Consider the following 18,515-nt stretch of genomic DNA (forward strand, 5'->3'; position numbering starts at 1 on the left):
ACAACCCCCGTCCCCATCAAGGGGTTCAAGGGAACCGACGCACAACGACCGAAAGGACATCACGATGGCACTCCTCGACCTGCAGACCATGGAGTCCGACGAGCACACGGGCGGCGGCGGCGCCAGCACGGCGAGCCTGCTCTCCTGCGTCTCGGCGACGAGCGTCCTGCTCTGTCTCTGACGAGCACCGGGTCCGCGGCTCCGGGTGGCTCTCTCCTGCGGGAGGGGCCGCCCGGGGCCTCACCCATGACGCTTCCCCCTCGATCTTCTCCCTCGCTGTGAGGCCGCAGACCGATGACGACCCGCGTTGACGACGACCCGGCGGCCGCCGAGGCCCGTGCGCTGCTGCGCGGGGCGGTCCGGCACGACGGGGTGCGCGGCGCCGCGTTGTGCGCGGTGAGCAGCGCGGCCACCGGCGTCGGGCTGCTGCTGCCGGCCGTACTGGGCCGGACCCTCGACCTGCTGCTGGCGCACCGCCCGGCGGCCCGCTGGGTGTGGTGCTGCGTGGGCCTGGTCGTGCTGCTCGCCGTCCTCGACGGGTGCGAGAGCGTGCTGTCCGGCACGGTCGACGCGCGGGCCACGGCGTGGCTGCGGCGGCGGCTGGCCGGGCATGTGCTGGCGCTCGGCCCGCGGGCCACGGACCGCTTCGCCTCCGGCGACCTCGTCGCCCGGCTGGTCGGCGGGGCGGCTCAGGCCGGGACGGCGCCCGGCGCCCTCGCCGCGCTGCTGGCCGCGCTCGCCGGGCCCGTGGGGGGCGTGGTGGCGCTCGGCCTCATCGACTGGCGGACGGCGGCCGTCCTGCTCGCCGGGGCGCCGCTGCTCGCGCTGCTGCTGCGCGCCTTCGCCCGCGACACCTCCCAGTGCCTGGCGGACTACCAGCGGGTGCAGGGCTCGATCGCGGCGGCCCTGGCGGAGGCGGTCGGCGGCTCCCGCACCATCCGCGCGGCCGGCACCGAGGACCGGGAGACGGCGCGCGTCCTGCGGCCGCTGCCGGAGCTGTCCCGCGCGGGACACCGGATGTGGCGGGTGCAGGGACGGGCCGCGGCGCAGGCGGTGGCCGTGGCACCGCTGCTGCAGCTGGGCGTCGTCGCCGTGGCCGGTTTCCTGCTCACCCGGCACCGGCTGTCCGTGGGCGAGGTGCTCGCCGCCTCCCGGTACGCCGTCCTCGCCGGCGGGGTGGGCGTGCTGGTCGGCCGGGTCGCCGCGCTGTCGCGGGCCCGGGCCTCGGCGCACCGGCTGGGCGAGGTGCTCGCCGAACCCGCGCCCGTGCCCGGCACGCGCCGGCTGCCACCGGGCCCCGGGCGCCTTGAGCTGCGCGGCGTCACCGTCCGGCGCGGCGGACGCACCGTGCTCGACGGCGTCGACCTGGACGTCCCCGGTGGTACGACCCTCGCGGTGGTCGGCCGTTCCGGCGCGGGCAAGTCCCTGCTCGCGGCCCTGGCCGGGCGCCTGGCCGACCCGGACGCCGGCGAGGTGCTGCTCGACGGCGTACGGCTCACCGAGCTGGCCCCCGAGGACCTGCGGGCCGCGGTCGCCTACGCGTTCGAACGCCCCGCCCTGCTCGGCACGACCATCGAGGACACCATCGCGCTGGGGCTGGTGTCCCCCGGCCCCGACCGGGTCCGCGCCGCCGCCCGCCGGGCCCGCGCCGACGCGTTCGTACGCCGGCTGCCGCAGGGCTACGCCACCCCCTGCGCGGACGCCCCCCGTTCGGGCGGCGAGTCCCAGCGCCTCGGCCTCGCCCGCGCCTTCTCCCGCGGCGGGCGACTGCTGATCCTCGACGACGCCCTCTCCAGCCTCGACACGGTCACCGGGCACCAGGTCACCGAGGCCCTGCTGGGCGACGGCGGCCGCCGCACCCGTCTGCTCGTCGCCCACCGCGCGGCGACGGCGGCCCGCGCGGACGCGGTGGCGTGGCTGGACGGGGGGCGGTTGCGGGCGGTCGGACCGCACGCCCGGCTGTGGCGGGACCCGGCGTACCGGGCGGTGTTCGGCAGCGGGGAGGAGGTGCCGCGGTGATGTCACGGGCGCTGGGACCGCCGCCGTGGCGGGTGCTGGCACGGCTGGGCGGTTGGTCGCTGCTGGAGGCGGGGCAGACGTTCCTCGTCGGGTACGGGCTCGCACGGGCCTTGGACCAGGGGTTCCTGGCCGGCCGGGCCGGAGCCGGACTGCTGTGGCTCGGGGTGGCGGGGCTGGGTGCCGTCGCCGGTGCGTACGGGACCGGCCGGGTCTACGGAGCCGTCGCCGCGCTGGTCGAGCCGGTGCGGGACCGGCTCGTGCGGCGGGTGGTGGCACGCGGGGTGCGGGAGGCGGACGGCGGGGCGCTGTCCGGGCTGACCCAGCAGGTGGAGATCGCACGGGACGCCCTCGCGGGCCTGGTGATGGTCGCGCGTTCGTTCCTCTTCACCGCGGTGGGTGCTCTCGTCGGCCTGTTCTCGCTGTCGCCGCGGCTGCTGCTGGTCGTCGCACCGCCGCTGCTCGCCGGGGTCGGCCTGTTCGCAGCGACGCTGCGGCCGCTGGCCCGGCGCCAGCAGGATTTCCTGGTCGCCGACGAGGCCCTCGCCGGGCAGTGGGGCGCGGTGTGCCCGGGCTTGCGCGACGTGACGGCGGCGGGGGCCGAGGCGCAGGTCGGCGCCGACCTGCGCCGCCGTACCGATGCCGAGCTGCTGGCCGCCCGTTCCCTGGCCCGCTTCGGTGTCGTACGGGTGGTCTGCCTCGCCCTCGGCGGACAGCTGCCGATCGTCCTCCTGCTCGCCGCCGCCCCCTGGCTCCTCGCCCACGGCGTCACTCCGGGCGCTCTGGTCGGTGCCCTGGCCTACGTCACCCAGTCCCTGCTGCCCGCCCTCCAGAACCTCGTGCACGGCCTCGGCACCAGCGGCTCCCGTCTGACGGTGGTCCTGCGGCGTCTGACCGGGCCGGAGGAGACACCGCCGAAAGCGCCCTCGTCCCCACCGCACCCGGGCACCGCCTCGGCGGCCGACGCCCTCACCCTCACCTCCGTCACGTTCGCCTACGGTCCCGCGAGCGAACCCGTCCTCGACGGGCTGGACCTCCGCGTGCCGGACGGCGGTCGTCTCGCCGTGGTGGGACCGAGCGGGATCGGGAAGTCGACGCTCACCGCGCTGACCGCGGGCCTGCTGGAGCCCGGCGCCGGGACGATCCGGGTGTACGGGCACCCCGTACCGAGCCAGGAGGCGGCCGCGCTGCGGGTGCTGATCCCGCAGGAGGCGTACGTCCACACCGGCACCCTCGCCGAGAACCTGGGCGGCCTGCGCGCGGACCCGGTGCCGGAGCGGGAGCTGCTGGCCGCCGCCGAGGCCGTCGGGCTCACCTGCGTCCTCGAAGCGCTGGGCGGGCCGCACGCGCAGGTCGAGCCGGCGGCGCTGTCCGCGGGCGAGCGGCAGCTGATCGCACTGACCCGGGCCTATCTCTCCCGGGCACCGCTGGCGCTGCTGGACGAGGCGACCTGCCACCTCGACGCGGAGGCGGAGGCACGCGCCGAGCGGGCCTTCGCCGAGCGTCCGGGCGGCACCCTGGTGGTGGTCGCCCACCGCATCAGCTCGGCACGCCGCGCGGACCGGATCCTGGTGCTGGACGGCAGCCGCACCGCGTACGGCACCCACGACGAGCTGCTCGGCACCTCCCCGCTGTACCGCGACCTCGTCGGCGGCTGGACCCCGGCCCCGGCCACCGGACCGTCACAGCCAGCCCTCCCCCTGTGAGATGCGGATCGCGTCGATCCGGTTGCGGGCCCCGGTCTTGCGGGTGATCGCCGCCATGTAGTTGCGCACCGTTCCGTGCGACAGGTGCAGGCTTCCGGCGATCTCGGCGATGGACGCTCCGCCGGCCGCCAGGGACAGCACGCTCAGCTCACGGCGCGTCAGCGGCATCTGGGCGGCCTTGAGGAAACCGAAGCCGAGCGAGTCGTCGACGAAACGTTTCCCCTCGGCGACGTGCCGGATCGCGCGTATGAGGTTCCCGGGGGATCCCTCCTTGTCCACGTAGCCGAGCGCCCCTGCCTCGACCGCCTGTCTCAGCAGCCCGGGACGGTTCGCCCCGGCGAGCACGAGGAGCCGTGGGAGCTTGGCGGCGGCACCCGGCGGGCACAGCTCGCCCAGCGGCGGAATGCGGTAGCCGCCCGCTGTTTCCAGGTCCGCCGCGCACACGTCCGGCCGCAGTGACCGCATCAGCGCGGACACGCCCCGCCACGGCGTGCCATCCACCCGTATGTCGGGTTCGCGGCTCAGCCACTCCGCCAACACGGACCGCACCAGACACACGTCGTGGACCAGAAGTACTCGGATCACTACCGCCCCTTCGGCTCGCCGGACATCCAGGTGTTGAGCGCGTGCCCCATTCTTTGCGGCGGTGACAGTTCGTGGGCGCGGAGAACCGGCCATCGGGGTGCGCGGGGGCGCACTCACGGCGCCCGTACCCGCCCCCGCGCATCGACTGTGGGGGCATGGGACGACGCGGAGGGGGTACAGAGGGCCACTCGCCGTGCGCCGGGCCTCGCGAGGAGGGAGTCTTGACCCGGGGGTGCGACGCGCGGCCGTGCGAGGAGGTGGTCGGCGTGTCCGACGGGCAGACGTCCGGGCCGACGCCCGCCCCCGCCAGGCAGCAGGCCGGACCGCCCGTGCTGTCGGTGGCGCTGGCCTCGATGATGGACGAGGTGCACGCGCACTCGGGGGCGGTGTACCTGCTGGCCCCGGACCGGTCGGTGCTCCAGATGGCGGTGATGGCGGGACTGCCCCGGGCGTTCGCCGCGCCCTGGGAGCGGGTGGGCCTGAGCGCGCCGATCCCGGTCGCCCAGGCGGTGCGTGAGCGGCGGCTGGTGTGGGTGGGCGGCGAGGAGGACATGGCGCGCCGCTATCCGCGTATCGCGGTGGTGCTGCCGTACCCCTTCGCCCTGGCCGCCCTGCCCGTGGCCACCGGCAACGCCGCGTACGGCGCGGTCTTCGTGACCTGGCCGGGCTCCCACCCGCCGCTGCTGTCCGACTGGGAGCGGGAGCATCTGACGGCGGCCTGCGACCGGCTGGCGAAGCGCCTGGAGCGGGCCGCGCAGTACAACCGCCCGTCGCCGCACCACGAGCCCGATCTGCTGGCTGCCCCGCCGCTGCCGGGAGCGGCCGGCACCCTGGGCACGGTGGAGGCCGCCCGCATGGTGGAGCGGTTGCCGTACGGGCTGCTCTCGCTCGACCTGCGCGGCAGGATCGTCTTCGCCAACGAGGCGGCCGGCGAGCTGCTCGGCAGGGCGGTCGGCGACCTGCTCGGCGTCCAGCCGTGGACCTCGGTGCCCTGGCTGAACGACCCGGTGTACGAGGACCGCTACCGGGCCGCGCTGATCAGCCAGCACACCACCTCGTTCGTGGCGCTGCGCCCGCCCGGCACCTGGCTGTCCTTCCGGCTGTACCCGAGCACCAGCGGGCTGAGCGTGCGTATCGGCCGGGCCCGGTCGGTGGCGGAGCTGGCGCAGGACATGCCGCGGCCCGACGACGCGGGCCCGTCCCGGCTGGTGACCATCTCCACGGTGCTGAGCCTGGCCGGCGCGCTGACCGAGGCGGCGGGCGTGCAGGACGTCGTCCAGCTGGTCGCGGACGAGATCGCCCCCGCCGTGGGCAGCACGGCCCTGGTGATCCTCGGCTCACGGGGCGGCCGGCTGCACGTGCTGGGACACCGCGGGTATCCGGACCCGCGGGTCGTCGGGCGGTTCGACGGGCTGCCGCTGAGCGAGCGGACCCCGGGCACGCAGGCCCTGAGCAGCGGGGTGCCCGGGTTCTTCGACTCGCCGGAGCAGCTGCTGCGGGTGTACCCGAACCTGCGCCAGGACCCGGACGGCTTCGCGGCCTGGGCGTATCTGCCGCTGATCGCGTCGGGGCGGCCGGTGGGCACCTGTGTGCTGGCCTATGCCGAACCCCATGTCTTTCCGGCGGAGGAGCGGGCCGTCCTGACGAGCCTGGGCGGCCTGATCGCGCAGGCGCTGGAGCGGGCACAGCTGTACGACACCAAGCACCGGCTGGCGCACGGCCTGCAGGAGGCTCTTCTGCCGCACTCGCTGGCCACGCTGCCGGGCCTGGAGGCCGCCGCCTGCTACGTGCCCGCCACCCACGGCATGGAGATCGGCGGCGATTTCTACGACCTCGTGCCCGCGCGTCCACTGCCGGCGGCGGTGATCGGGGACGTCCAGGGGCACAACGTGACCGCGGCCGGGCTGATGGGGCAGATCCGGACCGGGGTGCGTGCCTACACGACGGTGGGACAGCCGCCGCAGGAGGTCATGCGCAGCACCAACCGGCTGCTCATCGACCTCGGCGCCGACCTGTTCGCGAGCTGTCTGTACCTCCGCCTCGATCCGGCGCACGGACGGGCCGTCATGTCCCGCGCGGGGCATCCGCCTCCGCTGCTGAGGCGCCCGGACGGGCGGGTGCGCGTGCTGGATCTGGCCGGCGGTCCGCTGCTGGGGATCGACGCGTCGGCGACGTATCCGACGACGCAGGTCTCGCTGGCCCCCGGCTCGGTCCTCGTCCTCTACACCGACGGCCTGGTGGAGTCGCCGGGGGTGGACATCGAGGACTCCCTCGCGGACCTGGGCGAGTTGCTGGCCGGGGCCGGGGAACCGCCCCTGAACCGGCTGGCGGACCAACTGCTCCGGCACGCCGCGGCGGCCCGGGAGCCGGTCGACGACGTGGCGGTGCTGCTGCTGCGGGCACTACCGGAGGACTGACCTCCTGCGGCCGCGGGACGAGCCGGCCGTGGCCACGACGCGACGCGGCCCGGCCCTCCCGCCGGAGGGCCGGGCCGTCCACCGTCGGCCGGAACCGCTGGGTGAGGCCGCTCAGTGGGTCTCGGTGAGGGACGGGCCGTCGCCGTTACTCGCCGCTGTTGCCGGACTGGTTGCCGTTGCCGGCCTGGCCGTTGTCGCCGGCCTGCTCACCGGTGCCGGAGGCGTCGCCCGCGCCGGACTGGCCGGCTCCGCTCTGGTCGCCGGCCGTCGCGGACGGGTCGGCGGTGGCACCGGACTGGTCACCGGCGCCCGACTGGTCACCGGCGCCCGACTGGTCGCCCGCACCCGACTGGTCGCCGGCGCCGGCCTGGTCACCGGCCGACGCGGACGGGTCGGCGCTGCCGCCCACCTGGTCGCCGCCGGCCTGCTGGCCGCCGCCCGCCTGGTCACCCGCGCCCGCACCCGCACCCGCACCGGCGTCGCCGAGGGTGGCGCCGGTGGCCTGGAGGGCGGCGGTGACCGGCTGGAAGAAGGTCTCGCCGCCGGCGGTGCAGTCACCGCTGCCGCCGGAGGTGAGGCCGACCGCGCCGCCGTCCTGGGTGAACAGCGAGCCGCCGCTGTCGCCGGCCTCGGCGCAGACGTTCGTCTGGATCAGTCCGTTGACGGTGTCGACACCGTTCGGGTCGGTCTCGCTCTGGAAGTTGACGGTGGCGTCGAGGCCGGTCACCTGGCCGTTGTGCAGACCGGTGGTGGAGCCCATCCGGAACACGGTCTCGCCGACCGTGGCGTCCACGGCCTGGGTGATCGGGACGGTCTGGCCGTTGCCCGTGTTGACCTCGCTCGGCGCCTGGGTGTTGGCGTCGTTGTACTTCACGAGTGAGAAGTCGCCGTCGCCGGGGAACGTCGCCTGGTCGACGGTGGCGATGGGCTGGCCGGTCTCGGAGTCGGACCAGTCCTTGGCCGCGACACCGCAGTGACCGGCCGTCAGGAAGGCGGGGCTGCCGTCCTTGGCGGTGACGTTGAAGCCGAGGGAGCAGCGGACGGTACCGTTCTGCACCTGGGAGAAGATGGCGTCGCCGCCGGAGACGAACGTCTTGAACTTGCCCGAGGACTTCTTGAGCGTCGCCATGTCGGAGCCGAGGCTCTTGACGGTGGACTGCACCCGGTCCCACTTCGCACCGGTGACCGTGCTGTCGGCGGTGACCACGACCTTGTCGGTCTTGGGGTCGACCGCCCAGGCGGTGCCGGGAACGGTCGCCTTGGCCTTCAGGGTCTTCGCGGCGGCCCGCAGGTCGGCCGTGCTGTTCTTGACCTGGCGGACGACCGCGCCCGCCTTCTTCGCCTGGACGATCACGTTGTTGTCGCCACTGACCACGTTGACGACGAGCTGCTTGGCGTTGCTGTCGTAGTAGGAGCCGGCGAGGGCGTCACCGAGAATCTTCTGCAACTGCGAAGCGAGATCCGAGGCGTCGGACGCCTTCAGAACCTTGGGGGCGGCGGCGGAGGTGTCACCCGAGGCGCCGTCCTGGGACGCGTTGGCGTTCGGCAGCAGGAAGGCCGCCGCTCCGAGTGCCGCAACGCCACCCACCGCTATCGCGGCCTTGCGCTTCGGCATTCGCTTGTGACTCAAACTACTCGACCTCCTGGGAACGGGGGGGGTCTGCCGCTGTGGGGCAGTGGATCCTGGGCGCCTGGTTGGCTGTTGATACGCGGGGGATGGGCGGCGCGTTCAATTGCGTTTGCCAAAAACCTTTGCTCGACGGCGAATCGGCCCCGTCGGGTTGAGTCCCGCGGGTCGCCGCGCGGCCCGTGCGCCACCCCCTATATGGCGATGACCACCGCCGAAGCCGACAAGATTCCCTCCACCGGCTTCGTGCCCTTGGTCCGGGAGCCCGGACTGACGGTTCAGCGGATGACCGAGGACCGCGCCCTACCGTGTCCGCCCTGGTCAGGGCGGTCGGCTCGGGAGGGTGGCGGCCCGTCGGGGCAGGCGCTGACGGCGGCGGCAGACAGCGTGACGGTGCCCGCGGTGCCGACGGCGAGCGGCACCTTCGTACCGATGACGGCGGGCCGGCGATCGACGTTCTTCCGACGGGCGACAACCGAACACGATCAGCGATCGTTCATTCACGGTCCGTCGCGAACATCGAGCGGAATCCTGGCTTCAGGGAATCTGCACACCGACTACCCAACCGGGTCACGGCGTACGGGGATTCTGCACAGACGCACGCCCCCCGCCATGCCATTGGCGCGGAGTGCCCGATTTCGTCGAGGCGGTGCGGGCGCCCACCCGAACCGATGCCGTGACGGATGTGAAGGAGTCGCCGACAAGCCGTGCGCAAGCCTGCACGGATGAACCGGCCCTGAGGGCAAGTGCGCAGGTGAGAGCGGTTGTTGATTGGAAGCGCGAGCCGCGCGCGTGCTTTGATCCATCGCACCGCGGGGGGCCGCTCGGGGCTTGCCGGAACGGACGCCCGCGGTCGCGGCCGTCATCTGTCCCCAGAGGGGGCCGCTCCCCCCTTGTGAAATACCCATATGTGAAGGGAAGTTCCCCATGAACTCCACCCCCCAGGTCGAGACCGTTGAGATCTCCGACGCCGAGCTCGACAACGTCTCCGGCGGTCTGTCCGTGAACGCCCTCAACAGCGCCACGGGCGTTGTGAACGGCATCGCCCCGGTCTCCGGCCTGGTCGACACGGCCGTCGGCACGGTCGAGGGTGTCACCGGCCTGAACACCCAGCCGGTCACCAACCTGGTCGCCGGTCTCTGATCGCACCTCGTTGTCGAAGAGTCCCGGAGCCGTCCCCCGGTTCCGGGACTCTTCGGGTGCCGTAACAGTCCCACCCCACAGGTGAGGGATGACTCCCGTGCAGTTCCGCCAACAGGCCCTCGCCAAGCTGCAGTCGCCGGAAGAGCTGGACCTCCCGGTGCGCCTGGCCCGCCCCCAGGGCTGGCTGGCCCTGTCCGTCTCGGTCGTCGCCATGGCGGCCGCCTCCGTCTGGGCTGTGACCGGCTCGGTCGCCTCCACCGTCGGCGCGCCCGCCGTCCTCACGCACGCCGAAGGCAGTTACGTCCTGCAGAGCCCGGTCGCCGGGCAGGTCACCGCGGTGCTGGCGAAGCAGGGTGAGCGGCTGCCCGCCGGCTCGCCCGTGCTGAAGGTGCGTACGAGCCAGGGCGAGTCGGTCGTCCGTACGGTCGCCGCCGGCCGGATCACCGCGCTGGCCGCCACCATCGGGCAGATCGTCAGCACCGGCGCGAACGTCGCCGCCGTCGAGAAGGTCGCCCACGCCTCGGACCCGCTGTACGCGACCGTGTACGTGCCCGCCGAGAACGCCGCCTCGATCCCCGCGCACGCCCCTGTCGACCTCACCGTGTCGTCGGTGTCCACACAGGAGTACGGGGTGCTGCGCGGCCATGTGAAGTCGGTGGACCGCACCGCCCAGTCCGCCCAGTCGATCACCGCGTTCCTCGGGGACAGCCAGCTGGGCGAGCAGTTCACCAAGAAGGGGCGGCCGGTGGCCGTGCTCGTCGAACTCGACAAGCCCCATGAATCGGCCGGGGCGAAGGGCCGGTACCAGTGGAGTCGCTCCGCACCGCCGTACGGGCTGGACTCCATGACCCCGGCCACCGCTTCGATCCGGCTGGCCGACCAGCGTCCCGTCGATTGGCTGCTCCCGTGACCACCGCCCAGGAAACCCGCGGCAGACGCCGGGCCGCGCCGCCCCGGCGCACGGTTCCCAAGAGCCGGGGCCGGGCCGTACGCACCCCCACCGTGCTCCAGATGGAGGCCGTCGAGTGCGGCGCCGCCTCCCTCGCCATGGTCCTCGGCCACTACGGCCGGCACGTCCCGCTGGAGGAGCTGCGCATCGCCTGCGGTGTCTCCCGCGACGGCTCGCGCGCCAGCAACCTGCTGAAGGCGGCGCGCAGTTACGGCCTGACCGCCAAGGGCATGCAGATGGACCTGGCCGCCCTCGCGGAGGTGGGCGCACCGGCCATCCTGTTCTGGGAGTTCAACCACTACGTCGTCTACGACGGCATGGGCCGCCGCTTCGGCCGCCGCGGGGTGTACGTCAACGACCCCGCCAAGGGCCGCCGCTTCGTGCCCATGGAGGAGTTCGACGTCAGCTTCACCGGGGTCGTCCTGGTGATGGAGCCGGGCGAGGACTTCGTGAAGGGCGGGCGCAGGCCCGGGGTGCTCGGTGCCATGCCCGCCCGACTGCGGGGCACCGCGGGCACACTGCCCGCGGCCGTGCTGGCGAGCCTGCTGCTCGTGGCGGTCGGCGCGGCGGTGCCCGCGCTGAGCCGGACCTACATCGATATGTTCCTGATCGGTCATCAGACCTCGCTGCTGGGTGTGCTCTTCGCGTCCATGGGCGCCTGTGTGCTGCTCACGGTGGTGCTGACCTGGTTGCAGCAGGCCAATCTGCTGCACGGCCGGATCGTCTCCTCCACCCTCTCCAGCGCCCGCTTCCTGCGCCATCTGCTGCGGCTGCCGGTGACCTTCTTCGCCCAGCGCAGCCCGGCCGACCTGGTGCAGCGCCTGCAGTCCAACGACCAGGTCGCCGAGACACTGGCCCGTGACCTCGCGGCGGCCGGCGTGGACGCGGTCGTGGTCGTGCTGTACGCGGTGCTGCTGTACACCTACGACCCGCAGCTGACGTTCGTCGGGATCGGCGTGGCGCTGCTCAACGTGGTGGCGATGCGGTTCGTCGTACGGCTGCGCGCCACCCGTACGGCGAAACTGCGCGCGGACACCGCGCGGCTGACCAACACCTCCTACACCGGCCTGCAGCTGATCGAGACGATGAAGGCGACCGGCGGCGAGGACGGCTACTTCCGCAAGTGGGCCGGACAGCACGCCACCACGCTGGAGGAGCAGCAGCGGCTCGGCGTGCCCAGCGCCTGGCTCGGCGTGGTCGCCCCGACGCTCGCCACCCTCAACAGTGCGCTCATCCTGTGGATCGGCGGGATGCGGGCGGTGGAGGGCCACATCTCGGTCGGTCTGCTGGTCGCCTTCCAGGCGCTGGTCACCCGCTTCACCGCCCCGCTGACCCGGCTGAACGGCGTCGCCGGCCGCATCCAGGACTTCGCGGCCGACGTGGCACGGCTGAAGGACGTGGAGAACTTCCAGACCGACCCGCTGTACGCCCGCCCCGGCGGCGACTCCACGCGGCGCCTGCACGGGCACGTGGAGCTGCAGAACATCAGCTTCGGTTACAGCCCCCTGGACAAGCCCCTGCTCACCGGCTTCGACCTGGTGGTGGGCCCGGGGCGGCAGGTCGCGCTGGTCGGTGGTTCGGGCAGTGGCAAGTCGACCGTCTCCCGGCTGATCTCGGGGCTGTACACACCGTGGGAGGGTGTGATCCGCATCGACGGGCAGCGCCTGGAGGACATCCCGCGCGGCGCGCTCGCGGCGTCCGTCTCCTTCGTCGACCAGGACGTCTTCCTCTTCGAGGGCTCGGTCCGCGACAACGTGGCCCTGTGGGACCCGTCGATCCCGGACGAGGCCGTGGTGGAGGCCCTCAGGGACGCGGCCCTGTACGACGTGGTCATGCGCCGCCCCGGCGGCATCCACAGCAGGGTCGAGCAGGACGGCCGGAACTTCTCCGGCGGGCAGCGCCAGCGCCTGGAGATCGCCCGGGCGCTGGTGCGGCGGCCGAGCATCCTCGTCCTCGACGAGGTGACCAGTGCACTGGACGCGGAGACCGAGCAGATCGTGATGGACAACCTGCGCCGACGGGGCTGCGCCTGTGTGGTGATCGCCCACCGGCTGAGCACCGTGCGCGACAGCGACGAGATCGTCGTGCTCCAGCACGGCACGGTCGTCGAACGCGGTCGGCACGCCGAACTGGTGGCGCGGGGCGGCGCGTACGCCGCGCTGGTCAGGGAGCGATGAGATGACGTCCGTACCCGAAGGCGACCTCGTACTCGGCGCGCTCGGCGCCCTGGGCACCCCGATCGACTGCACGGGCCTGAACCGGCTGGACCTGGAGGGTCCGCAGGTGCTGTGGCTGGTGGCTGCGGGCGCCGTGGACCTGTTCGCGGTGGACGCCGGGCAGCAGGGCCACTGGCACCATCTCGGCCGTCTGGAGGCCGGCTCGCTGCTGCTCGGGCCGGTCGCCGGCCCCCAGCACACCCTGGTGGCCCGCCCGTTGCGCGACTGCGTCGTGCACCGCATCGGGCTCCGTGAGCTGTACCAGCCCGCGGACACCCAGACCTGGTCGTACGACGAGTACGGCAACCCCCAGTACGTGCCGCCGACTTCGAGCCCGCTGGAGTACGCCCTCGCGCTCGGCGTGGGGCGCAGTCTGTCGGTCCTCTTCCAGGCGCCGATGGCCGGGGAAGCGGCCGCCGGGGATGGGGGCGCCCCCGCGCGAGCTGATTCGAGCGTGGGGGACGACGAGGACGTGTTCTGGATGCAGGTGCCGCCGGGCAGCGTCCAGTACGGGTCGCTGTACGGCGCGGAGGCCGCCGCCGACCTGCTGATGGATCCTGCCGTGTGGCAGAGCATGGTCGACCAGCAGTACCGGCTGCTGACCACCCTCGACCGGTGGATCGAGCAGCTGGAACGCACCCACGAGGACCGTACGGCGGCCGGGATCAAGGCCGGTGAGGCGGTCCGCGCCCAGGCCGACCGGACGTTGCTGGCCTCCATCGGGAAGGGCCCGGCGAAACGCACCACGGCCGCCGACGCCGACGCCACCTACGCCGCGTGCCGACTGGTCGCCCAGGCGGCCGGGATCACCCTCGCCGAACCGGCGCAGAACGGCACCGGCGGCGACCGCCTCGACCCGGTCGAGCGGGTGGCGCTCGCCTCCCGGGTGCGCACCAGGGCCGTACGGCTGAACGGGCGCTGGTGGCGGGAGAACGCCGGGCCGCTGGTGGGTCACCGGGCACTGTCGGGGGCGCCGGTGGCGCTGCTGTGGCGGCGCGGCGGCTATGTGGCGGTGCATCCGGCGACCGGCCGGGAGACGCCGGTCGAGAAGGCCAACGCCGAGGAGTTCGAGCCACGCGCGGTGATGTTCTACCGTCCGCTGCCCGAGCGGCGCCTCGGCCCGCTCGGCCTGCTCCGGTTCAGCATGCGCGGCACCCGCGGCGACCTGCTGAACCTGCTGCTTGCCGGACTGGTGACGGTGGCCATCGGCTCACTGGTGCCCGTCGCGACCGGCAAGGTGCTCGGCGAGTACGTGCCGAAGGGCCGGCAGGAGCTGATCGTCCAGGTCTGTCTGGCGGTGATGATCAGCAGCGTGGTGTCGGCCGCCTTCATGCTCCTGGAGAACCTCACCATCCTCCGGCTCGAGGGGCGCATCGAGGCCACGCTCCAACCGGCCGTCTGGGACCGGCTGCTGCGGCTGCCGACGAAGTTCTTCACCCGGCGCTCGACCGGTGAACTGGCCAGCGCGGCCATGGGTATCAGCGCCATCCGGCGGCTGCTGGCGGGCGTCGGCCCGGTGGTCGCCCAGTCGGTGACCGTCGGTGCGATGAACCTGGGCCTGCTGTTCTGGTACAGCGTGCCGATGGCGATGGCGGCGATCGGCATGCTCGTGGTCATCGCGGCGGTGTTCCTGGGGCTCGGTCTGTGGCAGGTGCGCTGGCAGCGGCGCCTGGTGGTGCTCGGCAACAAGCTGAACAACCAGGCGTTCCAGACCCTGCGCGGCCTGCCGAAGCTGCGGGTGGCCGCGGCGGAGAACTACGCGTACGCGGCCTGGGCGGGTGAGTTCGCGCGCAGCCGGGAGCTGCAGCAGAAGGTGGGGCGCATCAAGAACCTCACCACGGTGCTGGGCGCGGTGTACCTGCCGGTGTGCACCCTGCTGATGTTCATGCTGCTGGCGGGTCCGGCGAGGGGGACGATGTCGGCGGCGGCCTTCCTCACCTTCAACACCTCGGTGACCATGCTGCTCACCTCGGTCACCCAGCTGACCGGCTCCTTCGTCTCGGCGGTGGCCGCGCTGCCGCTGTTCGAGGAGATCAGGCCGGTGCTGGAGGCGGCCCCGGAGGTGCGTGACGCGAGCACCCGGCCCGGCCCGCTGTCCGGCGCCGTGGAGGCCCGGCGGCTGTCCTTCCGGTACGCCGACGACGGGCCGCTGGTCCTGGACGACGTGTCGTTCGAGGTCCGGCCGGGCGAGTTCGTGGCGATCGTCGGCCCGAGCGGCTGCGGCAAGTCCACCCTGCTGAGGCTGCTCATCGGCTTCGACAAGCCGGTGTCCGGGAGCGTGCTGTACGACGGCCAGGACCTCGCGGCCCTCGACCGGTCGGCGGTGCGGCGGCAGTGCGGAGTGGTGCTCCAGCACGCCCAGCCGTTCACCGGTTCGATCCTGGACGTCATCTGCGGCACCGAGCCGTACACACCCGAGGAGGCGATGGCGGCGGCCGAGATGGCGGGACTCGCCGAGGACATCCAGCGGATGCCGATGGGCCTGCACACCATCGTCTCGGGCAGCGGCGCCGTCTCCGGCGGTCAGCGGCAGCGTCTGATGATCGCGCAGGCGCTGATCCGCCGCCCGCGCATCCTGTTCTTCGACGAGGCGACCAGCGCGCTGGACAACGACACCCAGCGCACGGTCATCGACAGCACCCGCAAACTGAACGCCACCCGCATCGTCATCGCCCACCGTCTGTCCACGGTTCTGGACGCGGACCGGGTCATCGTGATGGAGGACGGCAAAGTCGCCCAGCAGGGGCCGCCCGCCGAACTCCTCGCCGACACCGGCGGCCGGCTGCACGAACTGGTGCGGCGGCAGCTGGCGTAGGGGCGGGGGCACATCGAAACTTTGCCGTTTCGCAGAAAGTGGTCTAATCTCGCCCTGCCGGTGTACGAAACAGTTTCGTTTACGTTCTGTTTGCCCGCTGCCCAGACCGACTTCCCCGGAGTGGTTCCCTATGTCACACAAGACCCTGGAGGACGAGGCCCGTCCGGGCACCGTCCAGGCGCCGCCCGGCGCTTCGCAGAAGCGGTGGTGGATCCTCGCCGTCGTCGCCCTGGCGCAGCTGATGGTGGTCCTGGACGCCACCATCGTGAACATCGCGCTGCCCTCGGCCCAGGCCGACCTCGGCTTCTCCGACGGCAACCGCCAGTGGATCGTCACCGCGTACGCACTGGCCTTCGCCTCGCTGCTGCTGCTCGGCGGCCGCATAGCCGACCTGTTCGGCCGCAAGACGGCGTTCCTGATCGGCGTCGTCGGCTTCGCGGCCGTCTCGGCGCTCGGCGGTGCCGCGAACGGCTTCCCGATGCTGGTCACCGCGCGCGCCCTGCAGGGTGCCTTCGGCGCACTTCTCGCACCGGCCGCGCTGTCGCTGCTCAACACCACGTTCACCGACGCGCGGGAGCGGGCGCGGGCGTTCAGCGTGTACGGCGCCATCGCCGGCGCGGGGGGTGCGGTGGGCCTGCTGCTCGGCGGCGTGCTCACCGACGCCCTCGACTGGCGCTGGACGCTGTACGTCAACGTGGCCATCGCGGTCCTCGCCTTCGCCGGCGGCTGGATCCTGCTGGCCAACCACCGGGACGCGGCGAACTCCAAGCTCGACGTCCCGGGCACGGTCCTGGTCGCTGCGGGCCTGTTCTCCCTGGTCTACGGATTCTCCAACGCCGAGACCCACGACTGGGGTTCGCCCCTGACCTGGGGCTTCCTGATCGCGGGCGGTGTGCTCCTGGCCGCCTTCGCCTGGTGGCAGATCCGGGCCGAGCACCCCCTGCTGCCACTGCGCATCCTGACCGACCGCAACCGCGCCGCCTCGTTCGTCGCCGTGCTGATCTCCGGTGCGGGCATGTTCGGCGTGTTCCTGTTCCTGACCTACTACCTCCAGCTGAACCTGGGCTTCAGCCCCACCAAGACCGGCGTGGCGTTCCTGCCGATGGTCGGCGCGCTCATGGTGGCGGCGCAGCTCGGCACGACCGTCCTGGTGCCGCGGATGGGACCCAAGGCGGTCGTTCCGCTGGGCTTCGCGGTCGCCGCGGCCGGCATGGCCTGGCTGACCGGCATCGGCGTCGGCTCCCATTACATGAGCGCGGTGCTGCCGCAGCTGATCGTGACCGGCATCGGCCTCGGCCTGGTCATGCCGCCCGCCATGCAGCTCGCCACCGGCGGGGTGGCGGCCGAGGACGCGGGAGTGGCCTCCGCGACGGTCAACGCGATGCAGCAGGTGGGCGGCTCGATCGGTACGGCGCTGCTGAACACCCTCGCCGCCGGCGCGGCGACCGACTACCTGTCCGGCCGGGACGCCCGGAGCAAGCTGGTCCAGGCGCAGGCGACCATCGAGAGCTACACCACGGCCTTCTGGTGGTCCGCCGGTCTCTTCACCGCGGGCGCGCTGATCGCCTTCGCGCTCTTCCGCCGCGGGGTGCCGGAGCAGGACGCGGACGCCGCACCGGTCGTCCACATGTGACGACCGCTTCGCTCCGTCAGGCCCGAGCCGCCCCGGCCCCGCTGTGCCGCCGGGGCGGCTCGCGGTGCCCCGCGACCTGGGCGATGGGCATGTTACGCCGAAGGCGGGTACTTGCCAGCCATGCGGATAAGCGTGGTGGACGTGGGCTCGAACACGGTGCGGCTCGTGGTGGCGGACGCGGAGGGCGGGGTGCCGCTTCCGGTGCACACCGCCAAATGGCGGCTGCGACTGTCCGAGCTGGTCGAGCCCGGGGGGCGTATCCCCGACGAGGCCGTGGAGCGACTGGTGGAGGCGGTGGCCGGGGCGAGCAGGACCGCCGCCAAGTGGGGCGCGGCGGGGCCGCTGGCCTTCGCGACCGCCGTGGTACGCGCGGCACCGAACCGGACGGAGGTCCTGCGGGCCGTCCGCACGGGCACGGGCGTCGACCTGTGCACCCTGCCCGGCGAGGTCGAGGCCGAGCTCACCTTCCTCGCCGCCCGGCGCTGGCTGGGCTGGCAGGCCGGACCGCTGGCGGTGCTGGACATCGGCGGCGGCTCGCTGGAGGTCGCCTTCGGGCGCGGCCGGCTGCCGGACTTCGTGGCCTCGCTGCCGCTCGGGGCGGGGCGGCTGACCCGCGAGTTCCTCGCCGACGAGGACCCGCCCTCGCCCGAGAAGCTGCGCGCCCTCAGACGCAGGGTCCGCCATCAGCTGCGGGACGTCGCCGCCCGGATCCGCTGGGAGGGCCCGCGCTCGGCGGTGGCCACCTCGCGCACCTTCCAGCAGCTGGGCCGGCTGTGCGGTGCCCCGCCCGGACGGCACGGGCCCTTCGTGGAGCGGGTGCTGCACCGTGAGAACCTGCGTGACGCGGTGGACCGGCTGGCGGCCCTGCCCGCCGCCGAGCGCGCCCAGCTGCCCGGGATCTCGGCGCCGCGTGCCGCGCAGAGCCTGGCCGGGGCGGTGGTCGGCCACACCGTGATGAAGCTGACCGGCCTGGGCGCGGTCACCCTCTGCCCGTGGGCGATCCGCGAGGGCGTCCTGCTGCGGCGCATCGAGGACGGCCCGGCCTGGTGGGCGGAGACCACCCGCCGCTCGGAGGAGCCCCCGCCCCCCGAGCCGGTGCCGCTGCACGTCGCGGGCGCCGCGAACTGAGATCCGCCGCACTACCGAGAGCCGCCGTACTCACGGCTTACGCAAAGAGAGGAGACAGCCATGTCCGAGCCCAAGAACCGGGACGAGCATCCGAAGACGGCCCTCGAGGAGGTCCTCCACGAGGCCTCCCGGGCCGAGAAGCGCACCACTGAACCCTCCCGCGCCGAGGAACGACGGGGTGAGGCGGGAGAGGCCATCACCCCCAACACCCGTGCCGAGGAGGAGTCGCAGGGCGAGTGACCGGGCGGGATGGCGGGGCGCGGTCCGGGTACCCGGGCGG

13 protein-coding genes are annotated in these 18,515 nt (G+C 73.3%); 11 read left to right on the forward strand and 2 right to left on the reverse strand.

Annotated features, from left to right (window positions below):
- Positions 1-64 precede the first annotated feature (64 nt).
- From ACFY0F_RS16400 to ACFY0F_RS16410, 3 genes are all read left to right on the forward strand, one after another.
- Positions 65-181 (forward strand): SapB/AmfS family lanthipeptide, encoded by a 117-nt coding sequence (locus tag ACFY0F_RS16400; protein WP_388793707.1) that lies wholly within the window; start codon positions 65-67, stop codon positions 179-181.
- A 113-nt stretch (positions 182-294) separates the two neighbouring features.
- Positions 295-2,019, forward strand: a complete 1,725-nt coding sequence (locus ACFY0F_RS16405; RefSeq protein ID WP_388793709.1) for an ABC transporter transmembrane domain-containing protein — start codon at positions 295-297, stop codon at positions 2,017-2,019.
- Positions 2,019-3,722 carry an ATP-binding cassette domain-containing protein gene (locus ACFY0F_RS16410; protein ID WP_388793711.1) on the forward strand — a complete coding sequence of 568 codons (1,704 nt, stop codon included), beginning with the start codon at positions 2,019-2,021 and terminating at the stop codon, positions 3,720-3,722. Before ACFY0F_RS16405 ends, ACFY0F_RS16410 begins: the two co-directional genes overlap by 1 nt.
- Here ACFY0F_RS16410 and ACFY0F_RS16415 read toward each other — a convergent pair.
- The gene (locus ACFY0F_RS16415; RefSeq protein ID WP_388793713.1) at positions 3,699-4,307 is read right to left on the reverse strand and encodes a LuxR C-terminal-related transcriptional regulator; all 609 of its coding nucleotides are present in this window, start codon (positions 4,305-4,307) and stop codon (positions 3,699-3,701) included. The two genes, ACFY0F_RS16410 and ACFY0F_RS16415, sit on opposite strands and share 24 nt — an antisense overlap.
- Before the next feature lie 257 nt (positions 4,308-4,564).
- Here ACFY0F_RS16415 and ACFY0F_RS16420 point away from each other — a divergent pair, with 257 nt between their 5' ends.
- Entirely contained in the window at positions 4,565-6,724 is a 2,160-nt protein-coding gene (locus tag ACFY0F_RS16420; protein WP_388794083.1) for a SpoIIE family protein phosphatase, read from the forward strand.
- A 145-nt stretch (positions 6,725-6,869) separates the two neighbouring features.
- On the opposite strand, the gene ACFY0F_RS16425 is transcribed toward ACFY0F_RS16420, so the two are convergent.
- Entirely contained in the window at positions 6,870-8,339 is a 1,470-nt protein-coding gene (locus tag ACFY0F_RS16425; protein ID WP_388794086.1) for a S1 family peptidase, read from the reverse strand.
- Positions 8,340-9,278: 939 nt separating this feature from the next.
- Here ACFY0F_RS16425 and ACFY0F_RS16430 point away from each other — a divergent pair.
- From ACFY0F_RS16430 to ACFY0F_RS16460, 7 genes are all read left to right on the forward strand, one after another.
- Positions 9,279-9,494 carry a type A2 lantipeptide gene (locus ACFY0F_RS16430; RefSeq protein WP_388793715.1) on the forward strand — a complete coding sequence of 72 codons (216 nt, stop codon included), beginning with the start codon at positions 9,279-9,281 and terminating at the stop codon, positions 9,492-9,494.
- A 97-nt stretch (positions 9,495-9,591) separates the two neighbouring features.
- The gene (locus ACFY0F_RS16435) at positions 9,592-10,404 is read left to right on the forward strand and encodes an HlyD family efflux transporter periplasmic adaptor subunit (RefSeq protein WP_388793717.1); all 813 of its coding nucleotides are present in this window, start codon (positions 9,592-9,594) and stop codon (positions 10,402-10,404) included.
- On the forward strand, positions 10,401-12,620 hold the full coding sequence (locus ACFY0F_RS16440; protein WP_388793719.1) for an NHLP family bacteriocin export ABC transporter peptidase/permease/ATPase subunit: 2,220 nt from the start codon (positions 10,401-10,403) through the stop codon (positions 12,618-12,620). Before ACFY0F_RS16435 ends, ACFY0F_RS16440 begins: the two co-directional genes overlap by 4 nt.
- Before the next feature lies 1 nt (position 12,621).
- The gene (locus ACFY0F_RS16445) at positions 12,622-15,474 is read left to right on the forward strand and encodes an NHLP bacteriocin export ABC transporter permease/ATPase subunit (RefSeq protein ID WP_388793721.1); all 2,853 of its coding nucleotides are present in this window, start codon (positions 12,622-12,624) and stop codon (positions 15,472-15,474) included.
- 130 nt (positions 15,475-15,604) lie between these two features.
- Positions 15,605-17,107, forward strand: a complete 1,503-nt coding sequence (locus ACFY0F_RS16450) for an MFS transporter (RefSeq protein WP_388793723.1) — start codon at positions 15,605-15,607, stop codon at positions 17,105-17,107.
- Positions 17,108-17,227: 120 nt separating this feature from the next.
- Complete coding sequence (locus ACFY0F_RS16455; RefSeq protein ID WP_388793725.1) at positions 17,228-18,235, forward strand: Ppx/GppA family phosphatase; 1,008 nt, start codon at positions 17,228-17,230, stop codon at positions 18,233-18,235.
- A gap of 60 nt (positions 18,236-18,295) precedes the next feature.
- Positions 18,296-18,475: a hypothetical protein gene (locus ACFY0F_RS16460; RefSeq protein ID WP_388793726.1), complete on the forward strand. Its 180-nt coding sequence runs from the start codon at positions 18,296-18,298 to the stop codon at positions 18,473-18,475.
- Positions 18,476-18,515 lie beyond the last annotated feature (40 nt).

Source organism: Streptomyces sp. NPDC001544 (genome assembly GCF_042894285.1).
Lineage (GTDB): Bacteria > Actinomycetota > Actinomycetes > Streptomycetales > Streptomycetaceae > Streptomyces.